General features: G+C 71.6%; 11 protein-coding genes. 6 read left to right on the plus strand and 5 right to left on the minus strand.

Annotated elements, in window-relative coordinates; translation table 11 throughout:
- Positions 1–23 precede the first annotated feature (23 nt).
- The 4 genes from AB0L37_RS24285 to AB0L37_RS24300 all read left to right on the plus strand — a co-directional run bounded on the left by AB0L37_RS24285 (position 24) and on the right by AB0L37_RS24300 (position 3,441).
- Positions 24–746, plus strand: a complete 723-nt coding sequence (locus tag AB0L37_RS24285; RefSeq protein WP_365509107.1) for a VIT family protein — start codon at positions 24–26, stop codon at positions 744–746.
- Positions 747–819: 73 nt separating this feature from the next.
- Positions 820–1,704, plus strand: coding sequence for a sterol desaturase family protein (locus tag AB0L37_RS24290; RefSeq protein ID WP_365509110.1), 885 nt, complete (start codon positions 820–822; stop codon positions 1,702–1,704).
- Positions 1,701–2,375: a lysoplasmalogenase gene (locus AB0L37_RS24295; RefSeq protein WP_365509113.1), complete on the plus strand. Its 675-nt coding sequence runs from the start codon at positions 1,701–1,703 to the stop codon at positions 2,373–2,375. The genes AB0L37_RS24290 and AB0L37_RS24295 overlap by 4 nt, the downstream gene beginning before the upstream one ends.
- A 22-nt stretch (positions 2,376–2,397) precedes the next feature.
- On the plus strand, positions 2,398–3,441 hold the full coding sequence (locus AB0L37_RS24300) for a zinc-dependent alcohol dehydrogenase family protein (protein ID WP_365509116.1): 1,044 nt from the start codon (positions 2,398–2,400) through the stop codon (positions 3,439–3,441).
- A 17-nt stretch (positions 3,442–3,458) separates the two neighbouring features.
- Here AB0L37_RS24300 and AB0L37_RS24305 read toward each other — a convergent pair whose 3' ends face one another.
- The 5 genes from AB0L37_RS24305 to AB0L37_RS24325 all read right to left on the minus strand — a co-directional run bounded on the left by AB0L37_RS24305 (position 3,459) and on the right by AB0L37_RS24325 (position 10,577).
- Positions 3,459–4,454: a CopD family protein gene (locus AB0L37_RS24305; RefSeq protein WP_365509230.1), complete on the minus strand. Its 996-nt coding sequence runs from the start codon at positions 4,452–4,454 to the stop codon at positions 3,459–3,461.
- A gap of 121 nt (positions 4,455–4,575) precedes the next feature.
- Entirely contained in the window at positions 4,576–5,925 is a 1,350-nt protein-coding gene (locus AB0L37_RS24310) for a CoA transferase (RefSeq protein WP_365509118.1), read from the minus strand.
- Between the two features lie 72 nt (positions 5,926–5,997).
- Positions 5,998–7,503, minus strand: a complete 1,506-nt coding sequence (locus AB0L37_RS24315; RefSeq protein ID WP_365509121.1) for a S8 family serine peptidase — start codon at positions 7,501–7,503, stop codon at positions 5,998–6,000.
- 24 nt (positions 7,504–7,527) lie between these two features.
- The gene (locus tag AB0L37_RS24320; RefSeq protein ID WP_365509233.1) at positions 7,528–8,982 is read right to left on the minus strand and encodes a S8 family serine peptidase; all 1,455 of its coding nucleotides are present in this window, start codon (positions 8,980–8,982) and stop codon (positions 7,528–7,530) included.
- Between the two features lie 62 nt (positions 8,983–9,044).
- Entirely contained in the window at positions 9,045–10,577 is a 1,533-nt protein-coding gene (locus AB0L37_RS24325) for a S8 family serine peptidase (protein WP_365509124.1), read from the minus strand.
- Positions 10,578–10,935: 358 nt separating this feature from the next.
- Between AB0L37_RS24325 and AB0L37_RS24330 the strand changes: the two genes are divergently transcribed.
- Together AB0L37_RS24330 and AB0L37_RS24335 are read left to right on the plus strand one after the other, a co-directional pair.
- On the plus strand, positions 10,936–11,304 hold the full coding sequence (locus tag AB0L37_RS24330; RefSeq protein ID WP_365509126.1) for a DUF485 domain-containing protein: 369 nt from the start codon (positions 10,936–10,938) through the stop codon (positions 11,302–11,304).
- Positions 11,301–12,926 carry a cation acetate symporter gene (locus tag AB0L37_RS24335; RefSeq protein ID WP_365509129.1) on the plus strand — a complete coding sequence of 542 codons (1,626 nt, stop codon included), beginning with the start codon at positions 11,301–11,303 and terminating at the stop codon, positions 12,924–12,926. The genes AB0L37_RS24330 and AB0L37_RS24335 overlap by 4 nt, the downstream gene beginning before the upstream one ends.
- Positions 12,927–13,000 lie beyond the last annotated feature (74 nt).

Here is a 13,000-nt window from a genome sequence, read left to right on the forward strand (position 1 = left end):
GTGCGGGGTGCCATGCTCGCCCCGTGACAGAACCCCAGGCACCGACCGGTCATGACGAGGCACACGGTGGCGCGCTCGGCTCGCGGCTCAACTGGCTGCGCGCCGCCGTCCTCGGCGCCAACGACGGCGTGGTCTCCACCGCGGGCCTCGTCGTCGGCGTGGCCGGCGCCACCGACGACCGCTCCGCGCTGCTCACGGCGGGGCTCGCCGGACTGTTCGCCGGATCCATGTCCATGGCCGTCGGCGAGTACGTCTCCGTGTCCACCCAGCGGGACTCCGAGAAGGCGGCCATCGCCATGGAGCGGCGTGAGCTGAAGGAGCAGCCGGAGGCCGAACTGGAGGAGCTGACCGGCCTGTTGGAAGGGCGCGGGCTCAGCCGCGAGGTGGCCCGCGAGGCCGCCGAACAGCTCACCGCGCGGGACGCGCTGCGCGCCCACGCGCGCGTGGAGCTCGGTATCGACCCCGACGACCTCACCAACCCCTGGCACGCGGCCTGGGCGAGCTTCCTCGCGTTCACCGCGGGCGCCCTGCTCCCCCTGCTCGTGATCGTGCTGCCGCCCTCGGGCGTACGGCTGCCCGCCACGGTCGGCGCGGTCCTCGCGGGGCTCGCGGTCACCGGCTGGTTCAGCGCGCGCACGGGCAGCGCCGCGGCAGGGCCCGCGGTGTGGCGCAACGTGGGCGGGGGAGCGCTGGCGATGGCGGTCACGTACGCCGCGGGATCTTTGTTGGGAGCCGCCGGAGTCTGACCCTTTACCGCAGGTAATACTTGTCGGTAACTACCTCTAGCCCTGCCTCGGTTCCCCGCCTTACGGTGCACGCATGCCGTCCCCGAACCTGCCCGACGTCGTGCTGTGGTCGATACCCGCCTTCGTGCTGCTCACGGTCGTCGAGATCGTGAGCGTACGGATCCATCCCGACGAGGACGCCGCCGGATACGAGACCAAGGACGCGGCGACCAGCATCACCATGGGGCTGGGCAGCCTCGTCTTCGACTTCCTGTGGAAGATCCCGATCGTCGCGATCTACACGGCCGTGTACGAACTGACGCCGCTGCGCGTGCCCGTCCTGTGGTGGACGATCCCGCTGATGCTGCTCGGCCAGGACTTCTTCTACTACTGGTCGCACCGCGGGCACCACGTCATCCGCATCCTGTGGGCCTGCCACGTGGTGCACCACTCCAGCCGCAGGTTCAACCTCTCGACCGCGCTGCGCCAGCCCTGGACGAGCCTCACCGTGTGGCCGTTCTACCTGCCGCTCATCGCCTGCGGCGTGCACCCGGCGGCGCTCGCTTTCTGCTCGTCGGTCAACCTCGTCTACCAGTTCTGGATCCACACCGAGCGCATCGACAAGATGTGGCGGCCCTTCGAGTACGTCTTCAACACGCCCTCCCACCACCGCGTCCACCACGCCTCCCAAGGGGGCTACCTGGACCGGAACTTCGGCGGAATACTGATCGTCTGGGACCGGTTGTTCGGTTCCTGGGTGGCGGAGGGGGAGCGGCCTGTGTTCGGGCTCACCAAGAACATCAGCACGTACAACCCGTTGCGGGTGGCGACCCACGAGTACGCGGCCATCGCCAAGGACCTGAAAGCGGCGGGCAGCTGGCGCGAGCGGGCCGGGAGGGTCTTCCGCGGGCCCGGGTGGCAGCCCGAGCCCGTGGCCGCCCCGAGCGCCCCGCAGAAGGTCACCGAGGGCGCCGCGTGAGCCTCGTACGCGCGCTGCGGTGGGGCTTCTTCGCGGTGTGCGCCGCCGACCTCGCCGCCCTGCTCGCCGGCCTCGACACGGCGCACACCGTCCTCAAGCCGCTGCTCATGCCCGCCCTGCTGGCGTACGTCGTCGCGCGCGGCGGGCCCCGACTGCTGTGCGCGGCGCTCCTGTTGGGCTGGGGCGGCGATGTCCTGCTCCTGTTCGACAAGGACGCCGCGTTCCTCGCCGGGATGGGCTGCTTCGCCGCCGGGCACGTCTGCTACATCGTGCTCTTCAGGCGGTACGGGACGCCGCGCGCGCCCGAGTCGCGGCTCGGGATCGGGTACTTCGTCCTCCTCACGAGTTCGATCGGCTCCTTGTGGCCCGATCTGCCGGGCGACATGAAGGTGCCCGTCGCCGCGTACAGCGTGCTGCTGACCGGGATGGCGTTCACGGCGGCCCGGCTCGGCCGCAACGCCGGCATCGGTGGCGCCCTGTTCCTGCTGTCGGACTTCCTCATCGCCACCGATGTCGCCGGATGGCCACCGTTCTGGCGGCAGGACTTCTGGATCATGGGCACCTACGTAGCGGCGCAGTACCTGCTGGCCCAGGGGGTCCTCGATGAGCGGCCCACGCCCACCGCGGCGTACCGTGAGGAGAGCGCCGAGACCCGGCGCACCCCCCACTGACCTGCACAAAGGAACACCCCCGATGCGCGCCACCACCATCCACGCCCCGTACGACATGCGAGTCGAGGACGTCCCGGAACCCGTCGTCCAGCTCCCCACCGACGCCGTCGTACGGGTCCTGCGCGCCTGCATCTGCGGCAGCGACCTGTGGGCCTACCGGGGCGAGGCCGCGCGGCAGCCGGGCCAGCGCATCGGGCACGAGTTCCTCGGCATCGTGGAGGAGACCGGCACGGAGGTGTCCGGCATCAAGCGGGGCGACCTGGTCGTCGCGCCCTTCATGTGGTCGGACGGCGTGTGCGACTACTGCCGCGAGGGCCTGACGACGTCGTGCGAGCACGGCGGCTTCTGGGGCGCGGTCGGCCACGACGGCGGACAGGGCGAGGCCGTACGCGTCCCGTTCGCCGACGGCACCCTCGTGCGGCTGCCGTCCGAGGCCGCCTCCGACGACCACCTGCTCTCCGCCCTCCTGACGCTCTCCGACGTCATGGGCACCGGCCACCACGCGGCCCTCGGTGCGGGCGTGCGCGAGGGCGCCACGGTCGCCGTCGTGGGGGACGGCGCGGTGGGCCTGTGCGGCGTCCTCGCGGCCAAGCGGCTCGGCGCCGACCGGATCATCGCGCTCGGCCGTCACCAGGTCCGTACGGACATCGCCCGGCGCTTCGGCGCCACGGACGTCGTCGCCGAGCGCGGGGACGCTGCCGTCGAGGCGATCCGCGAGCTCACCCGCGGCCAGGGCGCGCACGCCGTGATCGAGGCCGTCGGCACCGAGCAGTCCATGAAGACGGCCGTGAACATCACCCGCGACGGCGGCGCCATCGGCTTCGTCGGCGTCCCGCACGGCAGCGGCACCGGCCTCGACCTCGGCGTCATGTTCGACCGGAACATCGCGCTGCGCGGCGGCGTCGCCCCCGTCCGCAGCTACATCCCCGAGCTGCTGCCCGACGTCCTCGACGGCACCATCGACCCGTCGCCCGTCTTCGACATGACGGTCGACATCGAAGGCGTGCCCGGCGGCTACAAGGCGATGGACGAGCGCACCGCCCTGAAGGTGCTCGTCACCAACTGAGCGACTACAAAAGTCACCTACCAGCGGATCGGCAGCGGCAGCGCCGTCAGCGCCGCCGACACCGCCACTACCACGCCGAGCACCGCGACCTCCGCGCGCGCGGGGACGTACGCCCGTGTACGGTCCCGCGCGCCGCGCAGCCGCAGCCGCGCCACCAGTGCGAGCGCGGCGACGACCACCACGAGCAGCACCTTCGCGAGGAGCGTGCGCCCGTACGCCGTCGTCGTGAGCTGGTCGAGGACGGTGCTCGGCGGCATCCGGCGCAGCGTGCTGCACAGGCCGGTCGCCGTGATGGCGGCGAGCAGGATCGCGGCCACGCGCGCGTAGAGGCCCAAAAGGGCCGCGCCCGCCTCGGGGCCGCGCGTCCGCCACGTATGCGTCGTGCGCAGCACATACAGGAGCCCGCCCACCCACAGCGCGGCGCTCGTGAGATGGACCAGCGTGAGCCCGGAGCCGATGAGCGGGGTGTCCTCGGTCGGCGGATGGGCGCGCAGCGCCTCCGCGACGATCACGGCCGCCAGCGGCAGCAGCGCGGTGTCCGGGCGGCGCGAGCGGGCGCACAGGGCCGCCACCAGGAAGGCGTTCACCTCGACGAGCGCGAGGGTGCCGTCGCGCGTCCCGTACAGGCCGCCGATGTCGAGGGCCGCGAGGCTGTGCGGAATCAGGTTCCCCGCGGCCACGATCGAGGCGAGGCCGAGCGCGGCAGCGAACCCCGCCCAGGCGGCATGAGGCGACCAGCGGCGCGGCAGCGCGCCCAGCGGGTCCACCCTGCGCGCGAGGAACGCGGCGAACACCTCGCCCGACTGCACGCACAGCGCGGCGAACAGCACGGCCCGCAGCAGCGCGACCCCGCCCACGCCGGGCGCGGCGGCCTCGCCCGTGCCGTCGAGCGCGGCCCGTGGCCCGAACATCGGGATCAGGGCCGCGGCGGCGACGAGCACGACGACGGCGACGGCGCGCCCGGCGCCGGGTCTGCGCACGGGAGCGGCGTCCACCCCGACCGGGGCGGACATTTCGGTGGTCGGCGGTAGGGAACTCACCGTTGGATCTTCGCCAGTACGGGCAGACCAGGGCAAGTGCACAGGGACAACTGGAGCAAAGCGATCCGGACGTTCCGGTGAGCGCCCATGGAACTCAGGCCCACTCGGGGGCGTCGGTCCCCCAAAGCCCCGGCGGGCGCGCCCAGTCGGTGGGCCCGCCCGCGAACGAGACCGGCGGCGGCGCGTACCGCAGCCGTCCCACCGGGCTTTCGGTCTCCGCGAGCACCGGCGCGGGCGCCTGCGCCGTGGCCGGGGCGCCCCGCTCCCCGCCGAGCAGCCAGTGCGCGGTCTGCGCGAGCGCGTACCGCAGCACCCGCGAACCGCCGTCCCGCGCCTGTTCGGTGAGCGAGCGCAGCACCCCCGCCGCGATCAGGTAGCCCGTGCCGTGGTCGAGCGCCTGCGCGGGCAGCGCTCCCGGGGCGTCGGCGGAGCCCTCGACCGCCGCGATGCCCGTCGCCACCTGGACGAGGCTGTCGAAGCCGCGCCGCCCGCCCCACGGCCCGTACGCGCCCCACGCCGAAAGCGACGCCACGACGAGCCCCGGGCGCCGCTCCACGAGCGCCTCGGGGGAGAGCCCGAACCGGTCGAGCGCGCCGGGCCGGTATCCCGTGACCACCACGTCCGCGCCGGACAGGAGCTCCTCGAACGTGCGCCGGTCGCCCGCGTCGCCCAGGTCGAGCCGCGTCGAGCGCTTCCCGAACCCGGTGTCGGCGTGCGCGTCCGGGTCCTCCGGCAGCTGCGGCGCGTCCACCCGCAGCACGTCCGCCCCGAGGAGCGCGAGCGTGCGGGTGGCGACGGGGCCCGCGATGACCCGGGTCAGGTCCAGGACCCGCACCGGACGCGTCGTGGGCCGGGGCGCCGCCGTGTCCAGCACCTCCCTTTCCAGCAAGGGGTGTTGGGCCACCGCCGCGCCCTGCGGATGCGCCGCCCACTCCTCGGGCGTGCGCAGCGCGACGGCCAGGCCGCCCGCCGCGTACACGCTCTCCTCGACCTCGTGCGCCGACCGCTCGGCGAGCAGCGCCGCCACCTCGTCGACCGTGGCGTCCTCGCCGAGGCCGAGCGCCGCACGCAGCCGCGCGCGGTGGTGCGGGTAGTTCGCGTGGGTGCGGAGCCGGCCGTCCTTGGTGTGCCAGAAGCGGGACAGGGGCGCGAAGTTGACCGGCGCGCGCCCGTCGATGAGCAGATGCCGTTCGCTTATGAAGGCGGTGGCCACCGTGGCGTCGTCGACGGTCACCTGTATGTCGCCCACGGGCCGACCCGTGCGCGTGGCGGCGAATTCCGCCGCCGCGAGGGAGCAGGCGCCGACGCAGGCGCCGGCCAGTTCGCGGACGGGGAGGCGGGCGGGCAGCGCGCCCGCGTGCGTGTGGTGCGAGATGCGGGACAGCAGGGCGGGGTCGCCGCCCAGGGCGTCCCAGGCTGCCGCGGTGCCGACTGCGTGTGTCATACGAGAACTATCCAGGAGCGGTGGGTGCGGGACCCGGCCGGGCCCCACACCCACCGCACACCTCTGCTGGGTCTACTTGGTCACGGCGTCCAGTGCGTCCGCCGTACCGGCCCCGTAGAAGCTGTTCCGGTTCTTGCCGCCCTCGCAGACCGCGTCGACCTTGCCGTCGCCGTTGAAGTCGTACGGGTCGGTGCACGCGGTCGCGTCGGCCTCCCCGTACAGGAGGGCCTTCACCTGCGCCGCCGAGGCGTGCGGGTGCGTCGACTTGATGAGCGCGGCCACGCCCGCGACGTGCGGCGACGCCATCGACGTACCGGCCTTGTAGCCGTACCTGCCGCCCGGCAGCGTCGACAGGATCCGGCCGTCGACCGCCGGGGGAGCGGGCGTCTGGTACTTGGTGCTGTCCCCGCCCGGCGCCGCGATGTCGACGACGTTCTTGCCCCAGTTCGAGTACGACGCCTTGATGCCCTTGGCGCCCGTCGCCGAGACCGTGACGACACCCGGAAGCTGCGACGGGATGTCGAAGCAGTCCTTCGTCTTGATCGTCCGCGGCACCGGGGTGGTGTCGTCGGGCGACGAGTCGTCGAGGATCTCGTCCTGCGCGAGGTCGGTGGCCGCGTTGCCGGCCGCCGCCACGTTCACCGCGCCCTTGCGCTCGGCGTACTGCGTCGCCCGCGTGACGGCCGTGACGAGCGCCTTCTGGTCGGCGTCCGTCTTGCAGTTGAAGAGCCAGGGGTCGGTGTAGTAGCTGGAGTTGGTGACGTCCACGCCGTGGTCGGCCGCCCACATGAAGCCGCAGACGACGGCCTCCGTGTAGTACATGCCGGTGGCCGGCTCGGCCACCTTCAGGCTCGCCACCTTCACGCCCGGCGCGACGCCGGTGACGCCGACGCCGTTCTTCGCGGCGGCGATCGTGCCCGCCACGTGCATGCCGTGGTCGGACTCACCGGCCACCGGACGCCATGCGTCGTCCTTCTGCACGGGCACGCCGCCCAGGCAGTTGGCCGACGCCTCCTTGTCGAAGTTCGGCGCGATGTCCGGGTGGGTGTCGTCGACGCCCGAGTCGAGCACGCCGACGGTCACGGACCGGCTGCCCAGCGACTTCTCGTGCGCCTGGTCCGCCTTGATGGCGGGCAGGTCCCACTGGAGGGGCTCAAGCGGATCCTGGCCCGAACCCGCCGTGGCCGAGGCCTTCTTGACCTCGTCGGCGGTCAGCACCTGTTCGGTGGCCAGGTCGTCGCTGGACTGCGCGGCCAGCGGCGCGGTGCGCGTGGCACCGGCCGACTCGACGCCCCGTGCGGCCCGGATCGTGCGCGCGAAGTCCGGGTTCTTCGAGTGGACGACGACGACACCGATCTTGTCGTACGTGATGACGACGGACCCGCCCGCGGCGGCGATGGCCCGCTTCACGGAGGCCGAACCACCGTGCCCGGGGCGGACGTTGACGACATAGCTGAGCTGCGGCCCGTCGGCGGCGACGGGCGCGTCCGAGGCCGCCGCGTTCGGGACGACCGCGAGCGCCGCCGCCGTGGCGAGTCCCGCGGGCAGCGAGAGCGACCGTATGAGACGCGATTTCATGCACGAACTCCCTTGCTGGGTCGGCTACTTCGTGACGGCCTTGAGCGCGTTGACGATCCCGTGGCCGTAGAAGCCGTTGTGCTGCGCGACGCCCTCGCAGACCGCGTCGACGACACCGTCGCCGTCACTGTCGTACGGGTCCGTCGGGCACGCCCGCTCGTCGGCCTGCGTCTTCAGGAGCGCCTCCAACTGGCCCGGAGTCGCCTTCGGGTGCTCGGACTTGAGCAGCGCGAGGACACCGGTGACATGCGGGGCCGCCATCGACGTGCCCTGCTTGTAGCCCCAGCCGCCGCCGGGCAGCGTCGACAGGACGCGGCCGTTCTTGTCCGGGGTGTCGGCCGGCTTGCGGCCGTCGCCGCCCGGCGCCGAGACGTCGATGACGCCGTTGCCGTAGTTGGAGTAGTACGCCTTCTCCTTGGTGACGCCCACCGACGAGACCGTGACGATCCCCGGCAGCATCTCCGGGGCGATCGGGCACTCGGACGGGTCGACCGTGCGGTCGACGGGCGTGCCGTCGTCGGGACTTGAGGTGTCGGTCACCGAGTCCGACGCCAGGTCGTCGTTGAAGTTGTGGGCGCTCGCCACGCTCGTGACGCCCTTGTCCCGCGCGTAGCGGATGGCCCGCGAGACCGAGTCGACCAGAGCCTTCTGGTCGGCGTCGGTCACGCAGTTCATGTACCAGGGGTCCGAGTAGTAGCTGTTGTTGGTGATGTCGATGCCGTGGTCGGCGGCGAACACGAAGGCGCAGACCACGGACTCCGTGTAGAAGAGCTGCGTGCCCGGATCGGCCACCTTGATGGCGGCGACCTTCACCCCGGGCGCGACGCCCGCCACGCCGACTCCGTTACGGGCGGCGGCGATCGTGCCCGCCACGTGCGTCCCGTGATCGGCCGCGGCCTCGTACGGGCGCCACGCGCCGAACGACGCGTCCGGCTTGCCGCCGACGCAGTTCGCGGACTGGGAGGCGGAGAAGTTCGGCGCGAGGTCGGGGTGGGTGTCGTCGACGCCGGTGTCGATGACGCCGACCGTCACCTTGCGGCTGCCGTCCTCGATCGCGTTCGCCTTGTCGGCGCCGATCAGCCGCATGTCCCACTGGTTCGGCTCCAGCGGCTCCTGCGCCGCGGTCGCCGCCGCACCGGCCTGCGCGACCTGCGCGCCGCTCAGCGCCTGCGTCGTGCCGGTCTCGTCCGTGGCCGACGCGGCGAGCGGCGCGGTACGGGTCGCGCCCGCGCTCACCACCCCGCGCACGCCACGGATCGTCCTGCCGAACTCCGGGTTCTTGGAGTGCGCGACGATGACGCCGATCTTGTCGTACGCGATGACGACGGACCCGCCCGCGGCGGCGACGGCCCGCTGCACGGAGGCCGAACCGCCGTGCCCCGGGCGGACGTTGACGACGTAACTCAGCAGCGGCCCGTCCGTCGCGACCGGTGCGTCGGCCGCGACGGCGTTCGGCACCACGGCGAGCGCGGACGCCATCGCGAGCCCGGCGGGCACCGCGAGGGCTCTCAGGAGACGCGCTCTCCCACGCGCGGCGCCCCTCACTTCTTGACGGCCTTCAGGGCATCGACGATGCCGTAGCCGTAGAAGCCGTTGCGCTGCACGGGGCCCTCGCAGGTCGCGTCGACGACACCGTCGCCGTCACCGTCGTACGAGGCCGGGCAGGCCTGCTCGTCGGCCTGCGTCTTCATCAGGAGCTGGAGCTCGGCCGGGGAGGCCTTCGGGTGCGTCGACTTGAGGAGTGCGGCCACGGCGGCGGCGTGCGGCGACGCCATCGACGTGCCCTGGAGGAAGCCGTACTCGCCGCCCGGCATCGTCGAGAGGATGCGGCCGTTCTTCGACGGGGTGTCCGGGATCTGGTACTTGTCGCCGCCCGGCGCCGCGATGTCGATGACGCCCTTGCCGTAACTCGAGTAGTACGCCTTCGCCTTGGTGACGCCCACCGACGAGACCGTCACGACACCCGGGAGCTGGGTCGGGACGTCGAAGCACGTGTGCGGGTCGATGGTGCGGGTGACCGCCGTCGAGTCGTCGGGGCTCGTGTCGTCCACGATCGCGTCGGAGTCGAGGTCGTGGTTGGAGTTGCCGGCCGAGGCGAAGTTCAGGGTGCCCTTGCTCGTGGCGTACAGCTGGGCCCGGTTCACCGCGTCGACGATCGCCCGCTGGTCGGGGTCGTCCATGCAGTTGTACATCCACGGGTCCACGTAGTAGCTGTTGTTGGTGACCTCGATGCCGTGGTCGGCGGCGAACACGAAGGCGCAGACGACGCTCTCCGGGTAGAACAGCTCGCTGACCGGGTCGGCCACCTTGATGCCCGCGACCTTCACGCCCGGCGCGACGCCCGCGACGCCGATCCCGTTGCGCGCGGCGGCGATCTCACCGGCGACGTGCGTGCCGTGGTAGTGCTCCGGGTTCGCGGGCCGCCAGGCGCCCGGCGAGGTGTCCGCCTTGCCGCCGACGCAGTTCGCGGACTGGGAGGCGGAGAAGTTCGGCGCGAGGTCGGGGTGGGTGTCGTCGACGCCGGTGTCGATGACACCGACCGTGACGTTTCTGCTGCCCGGGTTGATCTCCGCGGCCTTGTCGGCGCCCATGGCCCGCAGGTTCCACTGGTCGGCCTCCAGCGGCTCCTGGCCCGAAGTCGCCTTCGCCGCGAGCGACGTGGCGTCGGCGGCGGAGAGCTTCTGCACCGCGCCCTCGTCGGTGGTGCCGGCGATGCTGAGCGGCGCGGTGCGCGTGGCACCCGCCGTGGCGACGCCCTTCGCGGCCCGTATCTGCTTGCCGAAGTCCGGGTTCGAGGAGTGCACGACGAAGACGCCGATCTTCGCGTACGTCTCGACTATGGAGCCGCCGGCCGCGGATATCGCGCGGCCGACCGAGGCGATGGTGCGGGAGTCGGTGCTCCGCGTGTTGACCACGTAGGCGAGGGAAGCGGCCGACGTCGCCGAAGTCCCCGACGTGGCAGGGGAGTCGGCGGACGCGGCGACCGCGGACGGCAGGAAACCGAAGGAGGCCGTGAGCGCGATGCCGATCGGCAGGGCGAGGGCCATGCGGCGTCTGGCGGGCAGATGAGCCATGGGATCTCCACATCATCCGTCGTATGAGGCGTATACGGAAAAGCCCGAGACACGAGTGGTGCTCGGGCAGGTACATGACGCGTGGTGCGGTGTGAACGTATCTCTAGTCGCCGCAGGTCATCAACGAGTTCCGAAAGAAATCAGGGGAGTTGAACCGGCCCGCGCGTGTCCCCGTGACGTTGGACAGGGGGCACGTGCCCGATCCAGCCCCCTGTTGGATCACGCCGGGGAGCCCTACCATCGCGACCCGGCCCACGTGATCCACGTCACTGTGAGGTCCGAGACAGTCATGCGCACACCCCCGTCCCCTGTTCCGTCCCCGTCCCTGCCGACCGCATCCGCACCGCGAGGAGACTCCGTGGCCACCGACGCACCACCACCCCAGAAGGGCAGCCCGGACGCCGGTCCGGCGCTGCCCTCCACCGAGGAGTTCACCGCGGTGCAGGAGAGCGCGGAGTTCGGTGAACTGCGCCGCGCGCACCGCTCGTTCGCGTTCCCGCTGACGATCGCGTTCATCGCCTGGTACCTGCTGTACGTCCTGCTCTCGAACTACGCGGGCGACTTCATGGGCACCAAGGTCTTCGGCAACATCAATGTCGCCCTCCTCCTCGGTCTCGCCCAGTTCCTGACCACGTTCCTCATCGCCTGGTGGTACGCGCGGTACTCCGCCGCGAAGCTCGACCCCAAGGCCGAGGCCATCAAGTCCCGTATGGAGGGCGGCGCATGAGCCCCGCGACGCACGTACTCGCCGCCGCCGAGGCCAGCGAGCACCGGCCGCTGATCATCACCCTGTTCGCGGTGTTCGTCGCCGCGACGCTCGTCATCACCGTATGGGCGGGCCGTCAGACCAAGAGCGCCTCCGACTTCTACGCGGGCGGCCGCCAGTTCACCGCCTTCCAGAACGGCCTGGCCGTCTCCGGCGACTACATGTCGGCGGCGTCCTTCCTCGGCATCGCCGGCGCCATCGCCCTCTTCGGCTACGACGGCTTCCTCTACTCCATCGGCTTCCTGGTCGCCTGGCTCGTGGCGCTCCTCCTGGTCGCCGAACCCCTGCGCAACTCCGGCCGCTACACGATGGGCGACGTCCTCGCCTACCGGATGCGCCAGCGCCCGGTCCGCACCGCGGCCGGCACCTCCACGATCGTCGTCTCGATCTTCTACCTGCTCGCGCAGATGGCGGGCGCGGGCGTCCTCGTCTCGCTGCTGCTCGGCATCACGTCCGACGCGGGCAAGGTCGGCATCGTCGCCCTCGTCGGCGTCCTGATGATCGTGTACGTGACGATCGGCGGCATGAAGGGCACCACCTGGGTGCAGATGGTCAAGGCGGTCCTGCTGATCGCCGGCGCCATCCTGCTCACCTTCCTGGTCATGCTGAAGTTCAACTTCAACATCTCCGACCTGCTCGGCACCGCCGCCTCCAACAGCGGCAAGGGCACCCCGTTCCTCGAGCCCGGCCTCAAGTACGGCGCCACCGGCACCTCGAAGATCGACTTCATCTCGCTGGGCATCGCGCTCGTCCTCGGCACCGCGGGACTGCCGCACATCCTGATCCGCTTCTACACGGTGCCGACCGCCAAGGCCGCCCGTAAGTCGGTCAACTGGGCCATCGGCATCATCGGCGCCTTCTACCTGATGACGATCGCGCTCGGCTTCGGCGCGGCCGCCCTCATCAAGCCGGACGAGATCATCGCCTCGAACCCGGCGGGCAACACGGCGGCGCCGCTGCTCGCCCTCCACCTGGGCGGCGTCGACTCCAGCTGGGGCGCGATCCTCCTCGCCTCCATCTCGGCGGTCGCCTTCGCCACGATCCTCGCGGTCGTCGCCGGCCTCACGCTCGCCTCGTCGTCCTCGTTCGCGCACGACATCTACGCGAACGTCATCAAGCGCGGCCAGGCGTCCGAGAAGCAGGAGATGCAGGCGGCCCGCTGGGCCACCGTCTTCATCGGCATCATCTCGATCGCGCTGGGCGCGCTCGCCCGCGACCTGAACGTGGCCGGCCTGGTCGCGCTCGCCTTCGCGGTCGCCGCCTCCGCCAACCTGCCGACGATCCTCTACAGCCTCTTCTGGAAGCGCTTCAACACCAACGGAGCCCTCTGGTCGATCTACGGCGGCCTGTTCACGGCCGTCTTCCTCGTCCTCTTCTCCCCGGTCGTCTCGGGCAACCCGAAGACGTCCATGTTCAAGGGCGTCGACTTCCACTGGTTCCCGCTGGAGAACCCCGGCATCATCTCGATCCCGGTCGGTTTCCTCCTTGGCGTCATCGGTACGTACATGGCCAAGGAAAAGGCCGACAAGGGCAAGTACGCGGAGCTGGAGGTCCGGTCCCTGACCGGCACCGGAGCCCACTGACCCGCCCGTACGCCGCGCGCCCCCGCCGTAGAAGGCTGTAGCTCTCTACGACGGGGGCGCGGCGCTCTCGTGGG

The sequence above is a fragment of the Streptomyces sp. NPDC052225 genome, from assembly GCF_040679615.1.
In the GTDB taxonomy this organism is placed as follows: domain Bacteria; phylum Actinomycetota; class Actinomycetes; order Streptomycetales; family Streptomycetaceae; genus Streptomyces.

Excerpts from the sequence above, each read along its gene's own strand:
- AB0L37_RS24290 (WP_365509110.1), top strand. The coding sequence starts at position 820 with ATGCCGTCCCCGAACCTGCCCGACGTCGTGCTGTGGTCGATACCCGCC.
- AB0L37_RS24325 (WP_365509124.1), bottom strand. The coding sequence starts at position 10,577 with ATGGCTCATCTGCCCGCCAGACGCCGCATGGCCCTCGCCCTGCCGATC.
- AB0L37_RS24335 (WP_365509129.1), top strand. The coding sequence starts at position 11,301 with ATGAGCCCCGCGACGCACGTACTCGCCGCCGCCGAGGCCAGCGAGCAC.
- AB0L37_RS24300 (WP_365509116.1), top strand. The coding sequence starts at position 2,398 with ATGCGCGCCACCACCATCCACGCCCCGTACGACATGCGAGTCGAGGAC.
- AB0L37_RS24310 (WP_365509118.1), bottom strand. The coding sequence starts at position 5,925 with ATGACACACGCAGTCGGCACCGCGGCAGCCTGGGACGCCCTGGGCGGC.
- AB0L37_RS24305 (WP_365509230.1), bottom strand. The coding sequence starts at position 4,454 with ATGTCCGCCCCGGTCGGGGTGGACGCCGCTCCCGTGCGCAGACCCGGC.
- AB0L37_RS24315 (WP_365509121.1), bottom strand. The coding sequence starts at position 7,503 with ATGAAATCGCGTCTCATACGGTCGCTCTCGCTGCCCGCGGGACTCGCC.
- AB0L37_RS24320 (WP_365509233.1), bottom strand. The coding sequence starts at position 8,982 with ATGGCGTCCGCGCTCGCCGTGGTGCCGAACGCCGTCGCGGCCGACGCA.